Consider the following 16,475-nt stretch of genomic DNA (forward strand, 5'->3'; position numbering starts at 1 on the left):
GCGGCGTCACGGATGACGCCCCCCCTCCCCCAGCAACAATTTTGCGTCCAGCCTTTACCAGACTCCTGTGTAATATGGCGCCACAACACTCATATTCAGGCACCCAGACTATGACCGTGGCCTTGACCTCCATCAAAATCAGCACCGACTTCGACAGTGGCAATATCCAGGTACTGGATGCCCACGATGCCTATCAGTTGTTGCTGGCAATCAAACCCGACACGCGCAGCCCACACTTCCAGTGGTTCCACTTCAAGGCCGAAGGCATGCACGTGGGCCACACCCACACGTTCCGCCTGAGCAACGCGAGCAAGTCTTCCTACCCGCACGCGTGGAGCGGCTACAACGCCGTGGCCTCTTATGACCATATCAACTGGTTCCGGGTGCCTTCGCGCTTTGATGGGGAAATCCTGCACATCAGCCTCGAAACCCGCGAGAAACACGCGTGGTTTGCCTACTTCGAGCCCTACAGCCGCGAGCGCCACGACGCATTGATCGACAAGGCCCTGAGCCGTGCCGGCACGAAGCTGCTGGCCACCGGTAAAAGTGTCGAAGGCCGTGATATCCAACTGCTACGTCGCGGCAAAGGCGGCGAAGGCCGCCGCAAGATCTGGATCATCGCCCAACAGCATCCTGGCGAGCACATGGCCGAATGGTTTATGGAGGGCATCATCGAACGCCTGCAGCAGGACGGTGACGCCGAGCTGAAAAAACTGCTGAAAGTCGCCGACCTGTACCTGGTGCCCAACATGAATCCCGATGGCGCCTTCCACGGTCACCTGCGCACCAACGCCATGGGCCAGGACCTTAACCGTGCCTGGCAGAGCGCCAGCCAGGAGATCAGCCCGGAAGTGCTGTTCGTACAGCAGCAAATGGAAACGTACGGCGTCGACCTGTTCCTCGATATCCACGGTGACGAGGAAATTCCCTACGTGTTCACCGCGGGCTGCGAGGGTAACCCCGGTTATACCCCGCGCATCGAGGCGTTGGAAAAACACTTCCGTGGCCACCTGAGCGCGCTGACCCGCGACTTCCAGACCACCTACGGCTACACCCGCGACCTGCCGGGAGAAGCCAACATGACCCTGGCGTGCAATGCGGTAGGCCAACAATACGACTGCCTGTCGCTGACCCTGGAAATGCCATTCAAGGATAACGACGACGCGCCCGACCTGCACACCGGCTGGTCAGGCAAACGCTCGATGCAGTTGGGCAAGGACGTGTTGAGTACGGTTGCTGATATCGTCGACGTTCTGCGCTGAGGTTGTGGCTTGCTTGCGCGGGGCTGCTTAGCGGCCCCAATCCTGGCACGGCGATGCTGCAGAGGCATCGACTGGGCCTATTTTGGGGCTGCTTCGCAGCCCAGCGCGAGCAAGCTCGCTCACTACAGGGTTAATGTTTGGAGCCGGTCATGCTTTGCAGCACGCCATCGCGTCGGACCAGCCCATGGAACAGCGCCGCCGCCAGGTGCAAGAGCACCGTCAGGAACAACAGGTAGGCGAGAAACCCGTGGGCCTTGCGCAGCACCGCGAACAGCGGCGCATTCGCCCCCACCAGCGCCGGCAACTGCACCGAACTGCTGAGCATCACCGGGTCGCCGGCCGCCGAAATCATTGCCCAGCCCAGCAGCGGCAGCACCAGCATCAAGGCATACAGCACCAGGTGGGACGCCTTGGCCGCCAGCACTTGCCACAGCGGCAAGTCGGCTGGCAACGGCGGTTGGCGGGTGGAAAAACGCACCACCAACCGCACGATCACCAACGCCAGAATCGCAATACCCAGCGGCTTGTGCAGGTGAATCAACCACTCATGCCGCTCCGACACCGAAGCCGCCAGGCCCGCGCCGATAAACAGCATGGCGATGACCATCAGCGCCATCAGCCAGTGCAACAGACGCGCCAAGGGGGCGAAAAACCGGGGTTGGGCATTCATGGCTTCGACTCCTGAGGGGCGCTATGCAACGGGCTGACTTCACCGGCACGGCGCAGGTACGAGCTGGCGTACGCTGCTGAACGTGCCGCCAGCAGGGGGTCATTGGTGGCTTCAATGCCACTGGGCAAAATCAGCGGATCAAAGTTGATATCACGGCAAGCACCGTCCGCTTGCGGCTGGCTGCTTTGCAACACCAGGGTGCCGGCGTTGATGACCTTATGCTCGCCGGTCCAGGCCTTGCTCGCATCGTCCAACGGGTCGCCGGGGTTGGCCAGGGTCATGCTTAACTGCCAACGCAGCGGCCCGGCAGACAGGCGCTGTACCAGGTCTTTCTCGAGGAAATCACTCCCCGCTGGGGCGGTATCGCCCGGTGCGTCTTGACTCAGGGGTACGACGCCCCAACGCACGGCCTGGCGCTTGCCATCGGCACCCACCAGGTAAAACGCGTTGATACCGTTGTAGGTTTCGGTCGCATAACTGGCCGAAGGCTTGGCGGTCTTGACCCATGCCAGAAACGACGCGGTCTCGGGATGGGCGGCAAAGAACGCTGGCATACTCGCCGGGTTCGGTTTGCCGGTGGCGGGCTCCGGTGCGCCGGCCTTGAGCATCTGGTAGAACGCCTCGGGCGTGCCCACCGGGAACACCGGCATGCTGTTCATGCCGGTGCGCCACTGCTGGCCGTTGGCCTGGCTGAATTGCACGGCAAAACTGCGGATCGGTACACTGCTGTCCGGCGCATAGGGGTTGCCGCTGGGCAACGCAAACCGACCGATCAGCGGGGTCTTGGCCGCGCTGAACACCTCGGCGCTGGAGTAGGCCCGGGCTTCGGCACTGCTCTCGAAATACCCCGCCACGCACACGCCCTTGGCATGGTTACGTCGGAAGCCGGGGTGCACGCCATTGTTGGTTTCCAGGGCGTTGACCAAGGTTTTCGGGCGCAGGCGCTGTGGGTCGAGGGTGCCATTGACGTAGGCAAATGCCCCCGCCACAACCGCAACCACGGCACCGATACCCGCCAGGCGCGCGATCAGGCTCGCAGTGCTCAACGGGGGACGGGGCGGTGATGAGTGATCTACCATGAAGAAACTCCAGGGCCAAAGGCCTTAGGGGTGAACATAAGGTCGGAGCATTAAGACGAACGCCGATCCGCTCTATTCCCGGGCCGTGGATTTATTTCCCAACACAGGGAATAACTTTCAACGCCGCACGTCTCTCTAGTCCCAGCGTAGTGACCCGCCAGACGCCCATGCATGAACTCGACGAACAGTTACGTGAACTCATCCCCAGGCTACGGCGCTTTGCCGTGTCCCTGACCCGTAACGCCAGCAGCGCCGACGACCTGGTGCAGTCGACCCTGGAGCGGGGGATCATCAGTTGGGCCGATAAACGCATCGAAGGCGACTTGCGCGCCTGGCTGTTCTCAATCCTCTACCGACAATTCCTCGATGCCCACCGCCGCACCCGGCGCTACGCACGCATGCTGGAGTTCTTCACCGGACGCGACGATGTGCAACCGTCGGTGGAACGCACGGTGATCGCCCAGTCGACCCTGCAAGCCTTCGATCAACTCAGCACCGAGCAGCGCGCGCTGCTGCTGTGGGTCTCCGTCGAAGGCTTGAGCTACAAGGAGGTCGCCGAGATCCTCGAGGTGCCCATCGGTACCGTGATGTCGCGCCTGTCGCGGGCACGCCAAGCCCTGCGTCAACTCAGTGATGGCGAAATTGCCAGCCCTTCCCTGCGGAGACTCAAATGATCAGCCTGCCCCCCAGCGAACGCGATTTGCATGCCTACGTCGATCATCAACTGCTGGAGAGTGATCGCCGTGTGCTGGAAACCTATTTGGCCGCCCACCCGGACGTTGCGGCTCAGGTCCACGCCTGGCAGCACGATGCACAGTTGCTGCGCGCGGCATTGGGCGGTGCGCTGCAACAGCCGGCCAACCCGGACCTGGACCCGGCGCTGATCCGCCAACGCATCAAGCACCAGTCGCGTCGCCACGTCGCCACCGCAGCCGTGCTGCTGATCGCCGTCAGCCTCGGCGGCCTCGGCGGCTGGCACGCCCGTGAAGCCACCCAACCGCCCCTGCTGCCAATGGCCGACGCGATGCAGGCGTTCCGCTTGTTTGCCCAGGACGGCATCATGCCCGCCGACTACAAGGTCCAGGGCGACGGCACGATGCAGGCCTGGCTCGACCGCTACTTCAACCAGGCGCACCGCCTGCCTGACTTGAGCGCATCGGGCTTCACGCCGGTCAGCGGGCGCTTGCTCACCACCGAGCAAGGCGCGGCGGCCATGGTGCTGTACGAAGACCGGCAAGGGCGGCGCATCAGTTTCTACATCCGTCCACCGGGTCCCGAAAACGGCTTCCTGCCCCGTGGCAGCCGCAGTGCCGATGGCTTGCAGGCCCAATACTGGTCCGGCGCCGGCTACAACTATGCGGTGGTCAGCCCGGTGGGTCAGCCCACACCACCGATGCAGACGTTCTAAAAGCCCACGTCGAGTACCACGTTGTCGAGATAGGTACCGGCGGGTGGAGTGTTCTGGTCGGTGTAGACCCTAGCGTTGTAGTTGAACACCTGGCTACCGGTGCCCAGGCCGTTGCCGGGGTTGATTTCGGCGGTGGAGCTGTCGCGACGCGCTGCGCCCACGCTGCCCCAGCGGGTGGTCCCGGCGCTTTTGAAAATATCGTAGGCCAGGTAGTTGCCGCCGGACACCATGCGCCGTCGTCCGCCCACGCTGAGCGGGTTCTGGCCGTCACTCAGGCCGACGCTGTAGGCGCTGCCTTTGGTGCAGGAAATGCTGGTCTGCCCGGTCACGGTGGAGAACCCACTGACCACCGGCGCGCTGCCAAAGCTGATATTGGGCGCGGTGATCTGGCAGTCATTGGTGACGGTCATGCTCACGGTCAACGCTGCCGTGCCGCTGCCGATGTCACGGCCCAGGCAGATACCTCCAATGCCGATCCCCGAGCAGTAGTTCCAGTTCCAGGCAATGTTCAAGGTCTCGGTGTACAACCCCGCAGCGACGTTGCTGCCGGTGATGCTGCTCACGTACAGCGGTACGGTTTTTGTCCCAGGCCCCGCGATCAACCCGATGCCTTGGGCAATCCCCCCGGCTCCACCGAATTCAAATTGGGTGCCTCTGGTTATCGGGAAACTGGTGCTGTTGCTGCCGTAAATCGTATAGCCGATGACATCGCCGGTTGGCCCGACCATCCCGGTGTTGGAGGAGGTGATCGTCGCGTAGAAGTGGTCGGAAGACACCAGCAGCGAAATCAACGCCGAGGTGCAGCTCAACCCTGCATTGGCCGTCGAACTGGCCTGCGCCGCCGTGCGCACCGTCATCGAGCTGATCGAACCGAAACTCGCCGGCGTCGTGGTCACCACCGAACACAGCGCCATGGCCTGGCCCGAAAACACTACGCCCACGACACACAGCCACCCCATTCCCCTCATTGGCATACCAACGGCCCGATCAGCGGCACATCCTGTTGTTGCTCATCGATATCAAACCGCGCCTGGCAGGTGCGCCCTTCGCCCAGCGTGACGTGCAGGGTGTTGTGCCCCGAGAGATTTTCCAGGTACACCAGGCCATCCCAGCCGACCACCGCCTGCTGGTTGCTTTGCTCGTGCACCACCAGGCTGCCCAGGGGCAACTCCTGATGCAGGGTGTCCACCAGGGTGACGCTGGCCGCGAGTACCCGGCGCAATGGAAACTCCAGCAGGTAGCCGCTGCCACGCCGCACCGACACACGCTGTTCCACATTCGGGCTCTGCACGTTGAGCGGCAGGTTCAGCGGATCGATTTCATACTTGGCGCGGTAATACGCGCTGCTCCACGGCACCAGAAGATGGCCGTTGCGGTCGGTTTCGCCCACCAACTGGTTCTCGTAGCGCACCGGAATCCCGGCGAAACCCTGGGTACTCACCACCACAAAGGCATCGTTGATGCGGTTGGCGGCAAAGGCGTCGCCGCCCATCCACACCAGCGAGCCACTGGCATCCGCCCAACGCGTCTCGGCATCGCTGCTGCCGTATACGCCAGCCTGCAACTGCACCGATTGCAAGCGCCACGTCAGGTCGGCCTGCCGGTACGCCGGGCCAGCGCCCTGGGCATAACCGAGGTTGTAGCCCAGCCCGCCTTCGCTGGGCACCGCGTGGCTGTAGTTGAGGCGCTGGCGGCTGGCACCCTCCTTGCTGCGCTCGGTGCTCAGGGCCAGGCTGCCGTTGAGATCAAACGGAATCACCAGTTGCGCCTGCATCGCCCAGTTGCTGTCGCCGATCTCACGGTTGGCCGACAGGTAGAAACTGGTGTTGCGCCACAGCGGTTTGCTCCAGCTCAGGTTGAGCAGGCGCGTGCGCGAATCGTCCGCCGCCTGCACGTCGAAATACCCCACACCCAGGCTGCCGAAACGCTCAAGGTTGAGGCTCAGGGTTACCTGCTCGCTGCGCTTGCTGAGGCTGGCGTAAGGCGTGTCGACCAGGGTCAGGTCGGCGTACGCTTCGTGTCGCTCCACCCGCTGATAGGACAGGCTGTAGCGCGTGCTGTTGTACTGATACCCCAGGCTCAGTTGCTGGCCGGTGCGGCCTTCGAACTGGCTTTGACTGACGGCCGTGTTGAGCACGCCGAAGTTGCCCAGCCGCAGGTTGCCGCCCAGGCCGCCCAGGGTCAGGTCGCTGGACGCTTCGGCATGGGTTTCCAAGGTCAGGTTGTCGGAATACCCATAACGAAAGGTGCCGCTGACCACACCCGACCCATAGGCAAAATCCTTCAGGGCGTACTCCCGGCGCAAGGTACCGGCGGCCACCGAGAAATCCGTCAGGCCCTGTTGCAGCAACGTGCTGGTCACATAGAACGGCACGGTGGTCGAGACCTGGCGACCCAGGGCGTCGGTGGTCACCACCACGGCTTCGCCCGCTCCGTTGATAAACGGCACATTGGTCAGCGTGTAAGGCCCCGGTTGCAGCAGTGCGCTGTCGGACTTGTAGCCGTTGATAAACAGGTCCACCGACGATGGCACCGCAGCCTCACCGGCAAATTGCGGCAAAGGATAGGTCACCAGGTCCGGGCGCACCGCAAAGTCCCGCGACAGTTGCACGCCGCCCAGGCGCACCGAACTGCTCCAAGGCAAGGCGCCGCTGATCACGTCACCGGCCTCGTAGGTCAGCAGCTGCTCATCATCGGAGAAACGCCAGGTGGTGTCGTAGCGCCGGTAGCCGTTGTTGAGCGTACTGCTGCCGACCCCATCGGCCAGGGTCTGGCGATACTGACCGGTATTGGACAAGGTGCCCCAGTTGTCGAACAGGCGCACTTCGTTCCAGGCGGCGAGGTAGCTGCCGCCTTCGTCGGTGTCGTTGAAATACAGGTCATAGTTGAGCAAGGCGCCGAAGCTGCTCATCGCCTGGGTACGCGGATAGGTGTTGCGGTTGCCGATGAATTGCGCCTGCAGCCACGACGGTGGCACATCCAGCAACAGGCGCTGGCCATGGCTGTCGTACTCGCTGTGCAGGCCGGGGATCTGGTCCAGCGCCACACTGCCACTCGGTTCACCGGGCAGCTTCATGCCCACATCCTGCAGCGCACTGGCCGGCACGTAGAGTTGCCCGGCCCGTTGATCGACCGCAATAACACGGCCGGTGTCCATCTGGTTGACCACCAACTCCAGAAACAACTGTGCATCGGCGACAGCCTCCATACTGCTGGGGGGCGGTGGCAGGTCGCCAGCCACGCCTGGAAGCGCAATCATTGCGCCGCCCAGCCCGCTTACCACCGACAGCCATATACCACGAGCCAGACCACGACTCATCATGGCGTTGTGTCCTTCAATGGACATCTCCATCCGTTTAAAACCCGGGGCTTCCCAGCCCCGCTACCCTGCGGTTACCGCTTCGGCGCCAGGTTCTCCAACTGCGGCGCACCGTTGATCCTGACCTGCAGCGGCTGGTCGGCCGACAACGTATCCGGCACCGGCCAGCGCATGGTTGCGCCCGGCAGTACGTAGCCCAACAGGCCGTCCACCAACGGCCGCGTCTGCCCACCCTGCTTGAATGACGCATCGGTGAGGCGCGCATGCACGGCGCCCTGGTTGCGCACTTCGATGTAGTTGCGCCCTGCCACCGTGACCTTGTGCCAGCTCAGCTCCGGTTTGCCGGCGCCCTTGGGGTCGCGCTGGCGCGTGCTGTCGTCCTTGCTCCACAGGCCCGCGCCGTAGGCAAACAGTGGCACCGAATAACGCATCTGAAAGCGGATCGCCGCTGCCGTGTTCTTGCCTTCCGGCGGCGTGGGCACCTGCAAGGGTGAAGGGATTTCATCGATGATGATGCGGTAGGCCAACTCTTGCCCCGGCGGCACTTCACGGGTGCGGGTCAGGCGTACCAGTTGTTTCTGCCCCGGCTCGATCCGCGCCACGGGCGGGCTGCCGATCACCTCGCGCTGGTTTTGGTAGTGCTCGTCGAAGCCGCTCTGGCTCCAGGCAAAGACGCGAATCTGCAAGCTCGCGGTTTCGGTCCCACGGTTTTCCAGCCACAGTGCGCTGGCCTGTTGATCGGCCTCCAGCACCGGATCGATGGGCCAGATCAGCACCGAGCTGGCCGCTTGCACTAGCCCCGCCGTGCACGCGGCACTCAAGGCAAGACCCGCGGCCCACAGCCGCCGGGAAGGTGAACGCATAACCCCACTCCTTATACCAATAGCCTTACCACGTCAGCTGCACTTGCAGCGTGTCGCTGTACGTCCCCCCAGGCTGATTGCCCGGCAATTGCACCCGCCCGTAGATCGGCAGGCTGATGGTGTTCGCATCGCTGTAAGCCACGTTGACGCTCTGGCCGATCCCCAGGCTCTGGCTGAACGCCGCATCCCGAAATAACTGATACGCCACCCGCGCACTGCCGCTGCTGTGCTGCAAATTACGCCCGGTGCTGCCGTGCAACCCACCGTCGACGCTCATGCTCAGCGCCACCCCCGGCGTGCATTGCAACGTGACGCCCGCTGTCAGCGCCGCCGTGACGGTGCTGGTCGCCAGGGCCGAATGACTGCCGTAGGTCAGCGCGCCGTAATTGGAGCTCCCGCCCACAATCAGGCAGCCAGGGGTGATGGTCGCGCTCACCTGGAAGCTCTGGCTGGTCACCGCCGATAACGGCAGCGGCACCGCCAGCGCACAGGCCAGCAACGCTCTGAACCACATCGCTAGAACGTCAGTTCCACGGCCACGGTGTCGGTGTAGGTGCCTGCCGGCAGCCCCGCCTTGCCCACCGCCCGACCGTAGAGGCTGACGGTCTGCGCCACGCCGGTACTGGCGGCGAGGGTGATCACGCCGTCGATCGCCAACAACGCGGAGTGGCCGCTGTCGGTGTAGAAGTCGTAGGGCACGAAGTTGCCCGCACCGTCGGCCAGCGCACGGCTGCCGCCTGGGGAAGCGCCGTCATGCGCACCGGCGCGCACCTTGACGGCTGGCGTGGTGCCACTGGAACACAGGATCGACAATCCGCCCCCCGTGCCGGTACCGCCGAGCAACTGCGCATCGGCGTTGGTGAACAAGCTGTTGGTGGTGCCGAAGTTCAAGCTACCGAAGTTCAAGCCGGTGGCCGCCCCAGAGCCGTTGACCTGGCAGCTGGAGATCAATATCAGGCTGGACGTGATCTGCCCGGTCACCGTGGTTGCCGCGTTGAGGCTGGAGGCCATCGCCAGGCCCAGCGCGCAAACGCCTAATCGAGAAACAAGTACATGCATGGTTTCCATCCTCTTGAGTTACCAGTCCAGTGTCACCGTCAACGTGTCGGTGTAGATCCCTGCCGGTAAGGCACTGGTATTTGCGACCACGGAGCCAAACACCGGGATCGGTATCTGGGTGCCCTTGGCCACGACAAAATTGTGTTGCTGCCCGATGCTGTAGGTGCTGTGACCCTGCGGGTCGGCGGACAGGCGATAAGGAATCATCTGGCGCCCATTGCTCAGGCGCCGGGTGGTGCCATCGCCGTTGGTACCGCCGTCGATGGTCACGGTGAAGCTCGAGACCGAGGGGTTGCACGACACCGCCAATGGCGCCTTGTCGCCCGCGGTGACGCCCGCGCCCAGCGGGTTGCTCCAGGTCGGCCCTTGGCTGCCGAAGTCGAGCATCGCCGTGCCGCCCGTGGGGTTGACCGGCGCGCTTTCAACCCCTTTGCTCACTTCGCAACTGGCGGTGATCACCAGCCGCGCCTGGATCAGCCCGGTGGCGGCAGCGGCCTGCGCGTCATCCGCCAGCACCAGCAGACCGCCCATGACCACCAGGGCCATACAGCGACTTACCATGTCACCGTCACCTTGAGCAGGTCGGTGTAGCGGCCGACGGCGGGGATGTCTTTGAGCGGCTCAATGCGGCCGTAAAGCGGCAGGTCAACAAAGCCTGCGTCCGGCACCCGGCCGCTCAGCGGCACGTCCACCGGCAACGGCACGCGCCGCGCGGCGTCGGCATATAGGCGATAGGGAATGGGTTGGGTCGAAGGGGTGGCGCTCAGGTAGCGCACTTCACCGGTGCCGCCATGCAGGCCACCGTCCACGCGCACTTGATACGGCGTGTCGGGGTTGCACTCCAGGCGCGGCTGGCGCTGGCTGATCAACGCCGCACTCAAGGGCCCGGCCGGGTCGTTGAGACGCGGGCCGCTGCCGAAATCCAAGATACCCAGTTGCTCGATGCCAGCCTCGCGGGTAGTACCCACCAACTGACAGCCCCGCTGCACGTCGATACGCACCTCCACCTGGAGTTGTGCGCCGTAAGCCGTGCTGCAGAGCGTCGCGCCCATGACTGCCAATACTGCTCGTCCCTTCACTGCCCCAAATCCTTGTACAGGGGTTACTCCTTTGTAGAAGGTTAGACACTCAGCGAGAAACTGCCAGTCTGGACAGGATTACCTTCGTGACAGGCTTTTTCGAGATAGCGGGCAACGCCCTTCTCTATTGGTCAAAACGCGACGAGCGCCCTAAAGTGAGCAACCACTGAACTATAGAGTGACTTGCATTGGCCGCGCTTTCCCTGATCCGTCGCCTGCTCGGTAAACACACCGCCCCCCTCGACGCCTCGCCCCTCCCCGCGTTCTTTCAGCAAAAGGCCGAGCAACAGGGTTACACCCTCAGCACCGGTCAAACCCGAGCCATTGCAGCATTGGCCCGGGAAACCCAGCACTTGCTCGCCGGCCAACCCGCCCGCAGCCTGTACCTGCACGGACCGGTGGGGCGCGGCAAAAGCTGGCTGCTGGACGGTTTTTTCCAGGCGTTGCCGATTGCGCAGAAGCAGCGCGTGCACTTCCATGACTTTTTCGCCCAACTGCATCGCGACATGTTCACCCACCGTGAGCAGGACGATGCCCTGGCCGTGGCCCTCGATGAACGGCTGGCTGATTGCCGGGTGCTGTGTTTCGACGAATTCCACGTCCACGATATCGGCGATGCCATGCTGATCACGCGGCTGTTCAAGGCCTTGTTCGAGCGCGGTGTGCTGGTGCTGGTGACGTCCAACTATGCGCCGCAAGGCTTGCTGCCCAACCCCCTGTACCACGAGCGATTCAAGCCGGTGATCGACCTGATCGACGCGCGCATGGAGGTGCTGGAGGTCAGCTCGCCGCAGGACTTTCGCAGCCTGCCCCAGGCGCAGAGCGCGCAACGTTTTACCAGCGGTCAGTACGTATGGCCGGGAACCGCAAGCCAGCGTGCAGCACTTGATCTGCCCGCTGCGGACTGCCCGCCCCAGCCCTTGGCCGTCGGCCACCGGACCTTGATGTGCCGGCGCCACGCGGGACGCAGCGTTGCCTTCACGTTCAACGACCTGTGCGAACAACTCACGGCGGTCATGGACTACCTGCTGCTGTGCCAGGACTACGATCACTGGGTCATCGACGGCCTGCCTCAACTGGCGGAGTGCCCGATTGCCGTGCAGCAGCGTTTTATCAACTTGGTGGACGTGCTCTACGACCGGGACAAGCACCTGGTGCTTATCGGTGAGCAGCCCCTCGACATCGCCTTGGGCGGCCAGGCCATCGACCTGGCCCGTACTGCCAGCCGTCTCGGGCAGTTGCAACAGACCTGCCCGCAACCGGTGCCCGACCCGGTATCATGAGCGCCATTTACGCCTTCTTGCCGAGTGACCGCGCCGTTCATGAATACCCTCGCCCAACTCAAGGCCGGCCAATTGGCCGGCATCACGCGCCTGGACCTGTCCTGCGGGCTGACCGAATTCCCCCGGGAAATCTTCGAACTGGCCGACTCCCTGGAAATCCTCAACCTCAGCGGTAACGCCCTGAGCCGCCTGCCCGACGACCTGCACCGCCTGCCGCACCTGCGCGTGCTGTTCTGCTCGGACAACCTGTTCACCGAGCTGCCGGCCAGCCTGGGCCAGTGCGCCAAGCTGAGCATGATCGGCTTCAAGGCCAACCGGATCAGCCACGTGCCCGCCGCCGCATTGCCGCCCCTGCTGCGCTGGCTGATCCTGACCGATAACCGCATCAGCCAGTTGCCGAGTGAATTGGGCGAACGGCCACTCCTGCAAAAGCTGATGCTGGCCGGCAACGAGCTGACGCACCTGCCGGAAAGCCTGGCCAACTGCCACAACCTCGAATTGCTCCGCATTGCCTCCAACCGCTTCACCCGGTTACCGCAGTGGCTGCTGACGCTGCCCAGCCTGACCTGGCTGGCCTATGCCGGTAACCCGGTGGAAATGGCCGTCGAGGTGGCGGGCGATGAGACTACCGCGAATATTCCCTGGTCCGACCTGGCACTGGCCGAAGTCCTCGGCGAAGGCGCTTCCGGCGTCATCCGTAAAGCGCTGTGGAAACCGTCGGGCAAAGCCGTCGCCGTCAAACTGTATAAAGGCAGCATCACCAGCGACGGCTCGCCACTGCACGAAATGCAGGCCTGCATTGCCGCCGGATTGCACCCCAACCTGATCAAGGTCGAGGGCCGCGTTGTCGGCCACCCTGACGACCAGGCCGCACTGGTGATGGAGCTGATCGACCCGAGCTACCGCAACCTCGCGGCCTTGCCGAGCCTGGCCTCGTGCACACGCGACATCTACGAAGCGGGCGCTTGCTTCAGCCTTGAAGTGGCGCTGCGCATGGCACGCGGAGTCGCGTCGGTAGGCGCGCATCTGCATCGGCATGGCATCACCCATGGCGACCTGTATGGCCACAATATCCTCTGGAATGAAGCGGGGGACTGCCTGCTGGGGGATTTTGGCGCGGCGTCGTTCCATGCCACGGCGGAAACCCTGGAGACCAAAGCGTTGCAGCGTATTGAAGTGCGGGCGTTCGGCGTGTTGCTGGGGGAGTTGTTGGAGCGGGTTGAGGATCAGGTGAGTGATGGACTGGTCGCGCTGCAAATAAGCTGCTGTCAGCCCAATGTATTGGCGCGGCCGGGGTTCGATGAAATCGAATCACTGCTGAATCGGGGCTGAAACCCAATCCAAATGGGGGAGCTGGCTTGCCTGCGATGTCGGCGGGTCAGCTACAACCAAGCTGACTGACAGACCGCTGTCGTCACATAGAGCGTAACCACGATGCGAAGCGAGCCGCTCTTGATCGTGATCTTGATCTCGCTTTTGATCTCAGGCGCCCCGTCAAACACGCTGGCCGGAATTCGACAGGGATTTGGGGGGTAAACCGGCAGGGATTCCGGTTTAGCCGCCCCGCGCCATGGATGGCGCGTGGCGGCGGCCCCCCAAATACCTGTCGGATTACGGGCACACCGAGCGTGAGCGAGGTGCCGAGTGTTGGGGCGAAGCGTTTTTGGTTACTTTTGGCGCTCTTCCAAAAGTGACCCGCTGTAAAAGCGGAACCCATAGTGGCCGTTACCTAAATAACGGATATGTACCTGGTCTGATCCAGCATCCATGTCAGCTGTAAGGCCGCCACGGGAGCAAGCTCCCTCGCCACAGGTCCTGCGCCATACCCAGAATTGTGTAGATACCGAGGCACCGATGGCGCTGAATCAGTCGCCTGATGAATCGACTGACACACCGCTATCGGGGCAAGCCCCCTCCCACATTTGGATCGCGGTCTAACCGTTAGATGGCGGTGGGCTGTCAGGCAGCCAGCGGGAGCAAGCTCCCTCGCCACAGGTCCAGCGCCATAGCCAGAATTGTGTAGATACCGATGCCCCGGTGGCGCTGAATCAGTCACCTGATGAATCGACTGACACACCGCTATCGGGGGCAAGCCCCCTCCCACATTTGGATCGCGGGGTAACAGTTAGATTGTGGTCGGCTGTCAGGCCGCCAGCGGGAGCAAGCCCCCTCCCACATTTTTTACCGTGTTTCAGCCAGCCAGGCCGACGAACATATCCTGCACGTCGTCGTGGTTGTCCAAGCCTTCCAGGAAGGCTTCGACTTCCGCCATCTGCTCATCACTCAAACCGCTCACCGGGTTCTTCGAGATATAACCCAGCTTGGCCGACAGCACGGTGAAACCCTGCTCAGGCAAGGCTTTCTGTACGGCATCGAGGTCGGTGGTTTCGGTGATGAACAGGGTGGTGCCCTCTTCTTCGCCGTCTTCAAAATCCTGTGCGCCGGCTTCGATAGCGGCCATTTCCGGGTCGGCGTCCGGGCTGTCCGGCGAGGCTTCGATCAGGCCGACGTGGTTGAAATCCCAGGCCACGGAACCCGAGGCACCGAGTTGGCCCTTGCGGAACGCTACGCGGATTTCCGCCACGGTGCGGTTGATGTTGTCGGTCACGCACTCAACGATCAGCGGCACCTGATGCGGGGCGAACCCTTCATAGGTCACGCGGTGATACTGCACGGTTTCGCCGAGCAGACCGGCGCCTTTCTTGATGGCGCGTTCCAGGGTTTCCTTGGGCATCGAGGCCTTTTTGGCCTGTTCCACCACCAGACGCAAGTGGGCGTTGGTCGCGGTGTCGGCACCGTTGCGGGCGGCGATGGTGATTTCTTTCACCAGCTTGCCGAAGATCTTGCCCTTGGCATTGGATGCCGCTTCTTTATGTTTGACTTTCCACTGTGCGCCCATGACTCACTCTCTATTCGTCCATCGCGCCGAAACGTCTACTGGCCGGCGCTTTGGGGGCAGAGTTTATAGCGCAAAAACACTCTAATCCACCAAAAAACCGGCCAGGCCTTCAGGTGCGCAGGGGTTTGGTCGCCACGCTGAGGTCCGGCACAAAGTCGCCCGCCTGGGCCAGTACCGCCGGTCTGGCGTTCCAGTAAGGCATCAGCACCAGGGCGGAAAACAATGCGGCGCCGGCAAACACAATAAAGACCGTCACGGTGTCGAAGTAACCCGGCAACAAGCCGCCGAGGATCGCGCCGACCGAACCACAGCCGTTAACGAAGCCGGCCGCCGTGGCGCCCGCCTTGGCGGTGCCGAAGTCGATCGCGGCGGTGCTGCTGATCATCGAGTCCGGCCCGTACAGGGTCAGGCCCATAGCGAACAGCAAGGCCATCACCAGCATCACGCTGCCGGTGTGCAACGCGCCCATGAATAACGCCAGGGCCACGGTCAGCGCCAGCAGGCTCAGCACACAGGCGGGCATGCGCCGGGCACCGAACAGTTTATCGGAGGCCAGGCCGATCAGGATCGGCCCAAGCAGCCCGGCCAGCTCGAACGCCGTGGGCACAATCGCTGCCCCTACCTTTCCCACTGACGGCATCTGCTCGTAGACGATCACCGGGCCCCACAACAAGATCGCGTAGCGCGCCGGTTTCAACAGGAAATACGCCAGCCCCAGGGTCAGCACCGTACGGTTGCGCAGGATGGCGCGCAGCGGCTCCAGCACGCTGATGCGTTTTTCTGCGGCAGCCTCCTCTGCGGTCAACACCGTCTCCGGCTCTACGGCGGGCAAGCCCACATCCTGCGGCGTGTTGCGCTGGAAGATGAAGAACAACACCGCCACCATGCCCACCACCGCCGCGCTGGAGATAAACGCTGCGTGCCAACTGCCGACCAACGTGTAGGCCCACCAACCGGCAAAGGGCGACGCCACCAGCCCACCAAACGCGTAGCACGAACTCCACAAGCCCAATACTCGCCCACGCTGCTGCGCCGGGAAGAAGCTACCGAGGTTCTTGCACAACCCCGACCAACCGGTGGATTGCGCCAGTCCCTGGATCAACATGCAGGTGACAAAGATCGGCAAGGTCGCAAACGTGCCCATCACCAACGCGGCCGCCGCCGAAATCAGCAAGCCGCCCAGCACCACCACCCGTGGCCCGAAGCGGTCGGCCAGCATGCCCCAGGTGAATTGCCCCACGGCGTAAGCCGTCAGGTAGAGGCCATCCAGATTGGCCATCATCATTTTGTCGAGGGGGAAACTCGGGTCGTCACCGATCCCCAGCTTTGCAACGGAAAACGCTTTGCGAGTGAAATAAAAGGCGGCGTAGGCCAGCCAGGTGATGGCGAAAATCTGCACGCGCCAACGCTTAATGCTACCCATAGGGATATTCATGGTGGTTCTGACCTCAGGTGTGAGTGTGCCGGCAGAATCGAAAGCAAATGCCTGTTTTTTTATTGTTGAGCACTGCAATGCCAGGCCTTGGAGGGCGCGACATTGGTCAGATGAGTCGT

The 16,475-nt window shown here is 63.0% G+C and carries 16 protein-coding genes; 5 read left to right on the plus strand and 11 right to left on the minus strand.

Features of this window, described 5'->3' with window-relative positions; genetic code table 11:
• Positions 1 to 110: 110 nt before the first annotated feature.
• Positions 111 to 1,262, plus strand: coding sequence for a M14-type cytosolic carboxypeptidase (locus tag ACI512_RS23850; protein ID WP_043205559.1), 1,152 nt, complete (start codon positions 111 to 113; stop codon positions 1,260 to 1,262).
• 130 nt (positions 1,263 to 1,392) lie between these two features.
• On the opposite strand, the gene ACI512_RS23855 is transcribed toward ACI512_RS23850, so the two are convergent.
• Together ACI512_RS23855 and ACI512_RS23860 are read right to left on the minus strand one after the other, a co-directional pair.
• Entirely contained in the window at positions 1,393 to 1,932 is a 540-nt protein-coding gene (locus tag ACI512_RS23855) for a cytochrome b (RefSeq protein WP_012725017.1), read from the minus strand.
• Positions 1,929 to 3,011, minus strand: a complete 1,083-nt coding sequence (locus ACI512_RS23860; RefSeq protein WP_236379962.1) for a catalase family peroxidase — start codon at positions 3,009 to 3,011, stop codon at positions 1,929 to 1,931. Before ACI512_RS23860 ends, ACI512_RS23855 begins: the two co-directional genes overlap by 4 nt.
• Positions 3,012 to 3,178: 167 nt before the next feature.
• Between ACI512_RS23860 and ACI512_RS23865 the strand changes: the two genes are divergently transcribed.
• Both ACI512_RS23865 and ACI512_RS23870 read left to right on the plus strand, forming a co-directional pair.
• A complete protein-coding gene (locus tag ACI512_RS23865; protein WP_043205560.1) occupies positions 3,179 to 3,685 on the plus strand; it encodes a sigma-70 family RNA polymerase sigma factor in 507 nt (168 codons plus the stop codon).
• Positions 3,682 to 4,419, plus strand: coding sequence for an anti-sigma factor (locus tag ACI512_RS23870; RefSeq protein ID WP_236379964.1), 738 nt, complete (start codon positions 3,682 to 3,684; stop codon positions 4,417 to 4,419). Before ACI512_RS23865 ends, ACI512_RS23870 begins: the two co-directional genes overlap by 4 nt.
• On the opposite strand, the gene ACI512_RS23875 is transcribed toward ACI512_RS23870, so the two are convergent.
• The 7 genes from ACI512_RS23875 to ACI512_RS23905 all read right to left on the minus strand — a co-directional run bounded on the left by ACI512_RS23875 (position 4,416) and on the right by ACI512_RS23905 (position 10,712).
• Positions 4,416 to 5,393, minus strand: a complete 978-nt coding sequence (locus ACI512_RS23875; protein WP_405121383.1) for a spore coat protein U domain-containing protein — start codon at positions 5,391 to 5,393, stop codon at positions 4,416 to 4,418. The genes ACI512_RS23870 and ACI512_RS23875 overlap by 4 nt on opposite strands.
• Complete coding sequence (locus ACI512_RS23880) at positions 5,384 to 7,741, minus strand: fimbria/pilus outer membrane usher protein (protein ID WP_236379968.1); 2,358 nt, start codon at positions 7,739 to 7,741, stop codon at positions 5,384 to 5,386. The genes ACI512_RS23875 and ACI512_RS23880 overlap by 10 nt, the downstream gene beginning before the upstream one ends.
• 71 nt (positions 7,742 to 7,812) lie before the next feature.
• Complete coding sequence (locus ACI512_RS23885; RefSeq protein ID WP_236379970.1) at positions 7,813 to 8,601, minus strand: molecular chaperone; 789 nt, start codon at positions 8,599 to 8,601, stop codon at positions 7,813 to 7,815.
• 25 nt (positions 8,602 to 8,626) lie between these two features.
• The gene (locus ACI512_RS23890; RefSeq protein ID WP_231810053.1) at positions 8,627 to 9,115 is read right to left on the minus strand and encodes a spore coat U domain-containing protein; all 489 of its coding nucleotides are present in this window, start codon (positions 9,113 to 9,115) and stop codon (positions 8,627 to 8,629) included.
• 2 nt (positions 9,116 to 9,117) lie between these two features.
• Positions 9,118 to 9,660 carry a spore coat protein U domain-containing protein gene (locus ACI512_RS23895; RefSeq protein WP_064055429.1) on the minus strand — a complete coding sequence of 181 codons (543 nt, stop codon included), beginning with the start codon at positions 9,658 to 9,660 and terminating at the stop codon, positions 9,118 to 9,120.
• 18 nt (positions 9,661 to 9,678) lie between these two features.
• Positions 9,679 to 10,221: a spore coat protein U domain-containing protein gene (locus ACI512_RS23900; RefSeq protein WP_015884701.1), complete on the minus strand. Its 543-nt coding sequence runs from the start codon at positions 10,219 to 10,221 to the stop codon at positions 9,679 to 9,681.
• Positions 10,215 to 10,712 (minus strand): spore coat U domain-containing protein, encoded by a 498-nt coding sequence (locus ACI512_RS23905; RefSeq protein WP_236379977.1) that lies wholly within the window; start codon positions 10,710 to 10,712, stop codon positions 10,215 to 10,217. The genes ACI512_RS23900 and ACI512_RS23905 overlap by 7 nt, the downstream gene beginning before the upstream one ends.
• A gap of 215 nt (positions 10,713 to 10,927) precedes the next feature.
• Between ACI512_RS23905 and zapE the strand changes: the two genes are divergently transcribed.
• Both zapE and ACI512_RS23915 read left to right on the plus strand, forming a co-directional pair.
• Complete coding sequence (zapE, locus tag ACI512_RS23910) at positions 10,928 to 12,022, plus strand: cell division protein ZapE (RefSeq protein ID WP_236379972.1); 1,095 nt, start codon at positions 10,928 to 10,930, stop codon at positions 12,020 to 12,022.
• Positions 12,023 to 12,061: 39 nt separating this feature from the next.
• Complete coding sequence (locus ACI512_RS23915) at positions 12,062 to 13,354, plus strand: protein kinase (protein WP_236379975.1); 1,293 nt, start codon at positions 12,062 to 12,064, stop codon at positions 13,352 to 13,354.
• 859 nt (positions 13,355 to 14,213) lie between these two features.
• Here the strand turns inward: ACI512_RS23915 and ACI512_RS23920 are convergent.
• Together ACI512_RS23920 and ACI512_RS23925 are read right to left on the minus strand one after the other, a co-directional pair.
• On the minus strand, positions 14,214 to 14,921 hold the full coding sequence (locus ACI512_RS23920; RefSeq protein ID WP_015884705.1) for a YebC/PmpR family DNA-binding transcriptional regulator: 708 nt from the start codon (positions 14,919 to 14,921) through the stop codon (positions 14,214 to 14,216).
• Between the two features lie 109 nt (positions 14,922 to 15,030).
• On the minus strand, positions 15,031 to 16,356 hold the full coding sequence (locus tag ACI512_RS23925; RefSeq protein ID WP_236381351.1) for an MFS transporter: 1,326 nt from the start codon (positions 16,354 to 16,356) through the stop codon (positions 15,031 to 15,033).
• Between the last annotated feature and the right edge of the window lie 119 nt (positions 16,357 to 16,475).

It is taken from the genome of Pseudomonas petroselini (assembly GCF_045037875.1).
Lineage (GTDB): Bacteria > Pseudomonadota > Gammaproteobacteria > Pseudomonadales > Pseudomonadaceae > Aquipseudomonas > Aquipseudomonas petroselini.